The organism is Amycolatopsis sp. NPDC051716, from assembly GCF_040681595.1.
Classification (GTDB): domain Bacteria; phylum Actinomycetota; class Actinomycetes; order Mycobacteriales; family Pseudonocardiaceae; genus Amycolatopsis.
In genome coordinates this window covers 1-4,676 of sequence record NZ_JBFAZA010000088.1, presented here as the reverse complement: position 1 = coordinate 4,676, position 4,676 = coordinate 1, and the positions used below count along the sequence as shown (strand labels likewise).

General features: G+C 34.0%; 5 protein-coding genes. 2 read left to right on the top strand and 3 right to left on the bottom strand.

Annotation, left to right across the window (positions count from 1 at the left end; translation table 11 throughout):
• The coding region (locus AB0M30_RS47470; RefSeq protein ID WP_364599250.1) for a hypothetical protein at positions 1 to 271 on the top strand (271 nt) is incomplete at its 5' end.
• 389 nt (positions 272 to 660) lie between these two features.
• On the opposite strand, the gene AB0M30_RS47465 is transcribed toward AB0M30_RS47470, so the two are convergent.
• Complete coding sequence (locus tag AB0M30_RS47465; protein WP_300697143.1) at positions 661 to 1,434, bottom strand: type ISP restriction/modification enzyme; 774 nt, start codon at positions 1,432 to 1,434, stop codon at positions 661 to 663.
• Between the two features lie 75 nt (positions 1,435 to 1,509).
• Positions 1,510 to 2,706 carry a M20 family metallopeptidase gene (locus tag AB0M30_RS47460; protein WP_015082999.1) on the bottom strand — a complete coding sequence of 399 codons (1,197 nt, stop codon included), beginning with the start codon at positions 2,704 to 2,706 and terminating at the stop codon, positions 1,510 to 1,512.
• Between the two features lie 110 nt (positions 2,707 to 2,816).
• Here AB0M30_RS47460 and AB0M30_RS47455 point away from each other — a divergent pair, with 110 nt between their 5' ends.
• On the top strand, positions 2,817 to 3,707 hold the full coding sequence (locus AB0M30_RS47455) for an IS982-like element ISLll1 family transposase (protein WP_364599247.1): 891 nt from the start codon (positions 2,817 to 2,819) through the stop codon (positions 3,705 to 3,707).
• 67 nt (positions 3,708 to 3,774) lie between these two features.
• Here the strand turns inward: AB0M30_RS47455 and AB0M30_RS47450 are convergent.
• A partial coding sequence (locus AB0M30_RS47450; RefSeq protein ID WP_364599244.1) for a glycosyltransferase occupies positions 3,775 to 4,676 on the bottom strand: 902 nt, incomplete at its 5' end.

Sequence of the window (4,676 nt, the reverse complement as noted above, 5' to 3'; positions counted from 1 at the left end):
TTTAAATTTTCTCGTAACCCTACTTTATATAATAGGTATGTTAGGAGTTGTAGTTACTTCTATTTATCATTTGTTTTTTGAGAAATTTCAAGTTGGCATCTCTCCAACAATGTTTTTAGCTTTTATATTTCTATGTTTCATTCTAAGTGCAGTGATAATAGCTAAGTTTTCTAAAGATACTAAGTCTGACTCAACTAATACTATTATTTTAGGTGCTTTTAGTATAGCTATAGTATTTATTTTATTCATTCTAACCACAGTAAGCAAATAAAATAAACATATATCTTATATGACCTCCAAAATTTAAACTTTTGGAGGTTTTTTATTATGATATTAAGTCAAGTTCTTAAATTCGGAATAGTAATGCATTAATCAAGATATAATCAGTTAGGACTTTTATACTATATTTGAAAAGTTTATCAATACTTGTATTTAGTTTAAAATTTTAAAAAAAGCAATTGAAGACAGTAAATATGAATCATTTTAAAGGTAAAAAAATTCCAATCAACTTTAACCAATTCACTTTCAAAATATCACCTCCATTTTTAAGAACTATTATATCAATAAACAGAAAAACAACCCCTGTAATATGAACTAAAGATTATAGGGGGTGTTTTAATGGTATTTCCTAGGGGCCATTATATAATTATAGACCCTATATTATTCTTGAATTTCAAATTCTGGTAATTCCTCAATTAATTCAAGGGTTCGCATACTTACTGTAATAACGGATAATAAGAGGTTCAAAATATATTTAGGATTATCACTAAATTCGTTAGGATCATCCGTTATTCCTGATTTTTTATCTGTTTTTACTTGATATTGATCAATAATCCATTCGATAGCTGGCCTTCCACTAACCACATACTCATAAGCTTTCTCTGGTATGTTCGAGATAGTTATTGAATTATTGAAAATAATAGTGTCTAAGGCTCCTTTTTTAGGATGTTTCATCTTAGTCACTTTATAATCATCAGAGCTAACTGACACCGTCACTCCAGGGTATGACACTTGTTTCTCGTAATTCAGATGCAGATTAGATAACTCCTTTCCAATCCGAATAAACGCTTCTTTATTTCGGACTAGCGGAATCCGCGCCAAGCTCTTTTTTAAATCATTGGCATACATATCCCGATATTCGGGTGAATGAAGCAAACCATACACATAATAAACAATGTCAGCCTTATCAATATCATAATTGCCTACTACATTGTCATATTTAACGTCAAGAAGCCCTGTCGTATCTTCCAAATTCTTCAAAAAACCTTTACCGGACGTAAGCAACGCATATTCTGGAACGTTATTTGTCATCAAGACAGAGAACTCGGAATTTGTGGACACATACAAAACCTTGTCATTAAGTGACATCGCAGTATCGTAGTTTGACGGACGGTGAATTAAATCTCGTCCATAATACAACCTTTTTCTGGACAGAGGATAGAAATATTTTTATAAGTTTATTAAATAACGAAGGAGCAACTTTAGCTACAAATCTTGCTATTTGTAAATCTACATTTTTTTATTGAAAAATAGATAGTTTATAGTTACAGTTGCAACTGCTTTAGCCGCGATTAAAATACTTTTCTCATTCATTTTAAATAAAGGGCTATGATGGGGATAATTTCCGCCGTCTTCAGGCTGTGCACCAATGTAAAAGAAAGTACTTGGTACAACTTGCCCATAATATGAAAAATCTTCAGAAGGATTTTGTGGTCCTAAATCGACTATATTATTGACTTCTGAAATATTCTGATCTTTTAAGCTGTCAACTACAAAGTGAGTGAGATTTTCTGAATTAAAGAGTACAGGATAGTTATCGTCATAATCTACAATCACTTCAACCCCAAAGGTTACTCCAACGCCTTTAGCAATTTGTTTCACTTGGTCTCGGATGACTTTTCTAGTTGTTTCTTTCATCATCCGAACATCCCCTTTTAACACTACTTTATCTTGTATAGCATTAAAACTTCCTGCTCCATCAAATGATCCAATAGTTACAGTACCCATGTCAAATGGATCTATTCTTCTTGAAATTACTGTTTGGAGTTCAGTTACAAAGTAACTAGCGGCTACTATTGCATCATTACTTAATTGTGGCATAGAAGCGTGACCTCCGTTTCCTTTGATTGTAATGGTGAAATTAGAACGTCCCGTTTGAGTTTCTTTATTATGATAGGCAATGACCCCTGTTTTAATTGTAGTCATCACATGAACCCCGATCATATTATCGACACCGTCAAGAGCTCCTGCTTTAATCATACCTTTGGCACCACCAGGAGATACTTCCTCTGCTGGTTGATGGACAATTCTAACTCTTCCCGGAAGTTCTTGTTTTATTTTTACTAGTTCTCTAGCAAGTACCATCAAATATGCAGTATGTGCATCGTGTCCACAGGCATGCATTACTCCTGGATTGACCGATTTAAAACTTAAATCATTATCTTCAAAAATAGCAAGAGCATCAAAGTCTGCTCTCAACGCAAGAGTTTTTCCGGATTTTCCACCTTCAATATCAACGATGATTCCAAATCCCTTTCCGATAAGTTTTGGTTCACAGTCAAGTTCTTTATAAAAGCCCATAATATACTTAAATGTTTCTTTTTCTTGAAAAGAAATTTCTGGGTATTGATGAAGATGACGCCTAATTTGAATCATTTCATTCTCATATTGTGTTAAGCTAGTCAACAAATTATTAAGTAGTTTCATATGATACCTCTAAACTTTCTACCCGAATTGCTAGTTAATTTCATTGGAAAATAAATAAGTCGTGCTATCCTAATCTTAAACCACTAAGCATTAGAAAGCGCACGACTTATATGACTTATAATAGCACACTTCCAAAAGTTTTTGTTTATTTACTGACAACCATTGAGACGCTTTATCAAACGAGTGTTCCCCTTGAGGTTCAAAACCGAAAGAACGTCCATCTCGCAACATCAGATTGCTTAGTTATCGCTTGTTACCTCTGGGGCGTACTGCATTTTAGTGAAACGCTTAAAGCTAAGCACCAATTGGCTCAAAGTTTATTTCCTAATTTCCTAGAATATTCTCGCTTTGTCCGCCGTTGTAATGCCCTCTTACCGAGTATCCAAGTCATTCGCCAAGCACTCGTCTTTAAAGAGGTTGAAGGAATGAGTGTATCCATTATTGACAGCTTCCCCATTCCTTTGTGTCAGCCTATTCGTAATTTCAGAAGCAAAGTTCTTGGAGATTATGCCAATGTTGGCTACAATGCTACAAAGGGACAGTACTTCTATGGATGTAAATGTCATGCTTTAGTCAGTGAATCAGGCTATGTCATAGACTACACAATTACTCCTGCTTCAATGGCTGATAGTTCAATGACCGAGGAAGTGTTGAGTCAATTTGGGACACCAACAGTCCTTGGAGATATGGGATATTTAGGTCAGTCACTGCATGATAGGCTGGAATTAAAAGGAATTGATCTAATTACACCTGTCAGGAAGAACATGAAGCAAAAGAAAATCCTTTTCCCTAATTTTTCAAAACGTAGAAAAGTGATTGAGCGAGTTTTCTCTTTTTTGACAAATCTAGGAGCTGAGCGTTGTAAAAGTCATTCGCCTCAAGGTTTTCAATTGAAATTAGAGATGATACTTTTAGCGTATTCTTTACTGTTAAAATCAGCTAAATCACTGGAACCAGAGACTTTAAGATATTCTATCGGGTATCAAGTCATGTCTAAATAATCAACTAGCAATTCGGGTCGTAATTAACATAATTGTATATGAACCCTTTGCATTTTCGTTTAACGGCTTAATGGTTTTTCGCCTTAATAATAATAACCTTTGTTAAAAATTTGATTTTTTCTTTTAAGGGCCTAGAATTTATTATTTCTTTTATTAGAGTGAGAGCAGTATCAAAACAACTGTTCGTCCTATCCAACGATAGGTTATTCTTCACAATAATTCCCGTCCAATCTCTCATAAATGCATAAATAGACTTTAGAATTAAACTACGTAAAACATCAGATTCTTCATGCTTTAACATACTAATAAATTGTGATATGACTTTTTCTTCTGAAAGAGACATTTTTTGGGCATTTTTTGTGGTTAATATACTTCCTGGACGATTTATTCTATATGCATAATTTGGTTCAGGTGATGTAGCAACTAACTTAGCGAGCATATAAGCTCTTGTTGTAAAATCTCCATCCTCAAGTAGGATCCCTGGTGTAAATCGTATATGATTACTATTAATAAAATCTAGCCTATAGATACTCGACCAAACTGCAAAAGATATGTTGCTAGATAAGAATTGGTCTAATACTATTGTCCCACAATTGGTTGGAACATTGAAATCTGGAACCCAAGCTTTAGGAATATTGCCATTAAAGTCTCGAAATGACCCACGTACAATGTCAGCTCCTGTTTTGTCAGCAATTTGATAGAGCGAGCTAACAAAGCCTGGCATAATTTTGTCATCTGCATCTACAAAAGTTATATATTTACCAGTTGCCACATCAATACCAGTGTTCCGAGCTACTGATAATCCTTGGTTTTTTTGGTTGATTACCTTAACATTGTGATGACTACAGATTAAATCGGAAATTACTGCTAGCGACTGATCTGTGCTACCATCATTTACTATAATGACTTCAACATTGCGATATGTTTGAGCTAAAATTGATTCATTACATGTCCTAATATATTTTTCAA

Bases quoted from the DNA above. Each gene is read 5' to 3' on its own strand.
- AB0M30_RS47460 (WP_015082999.1), bottom strand. From the start codon at position 2,706: ATGAAACTACTTAATAATTTGTTGACTAGCTTAACACAATATGAGAAT.
- AB0M30_RS47455 (WP_364599247.1), top strand. From the start codon at position 2,817: ATGACTTATAATAGCACACTTCCAAAAGTTTTTGTTTATTTACTGACA.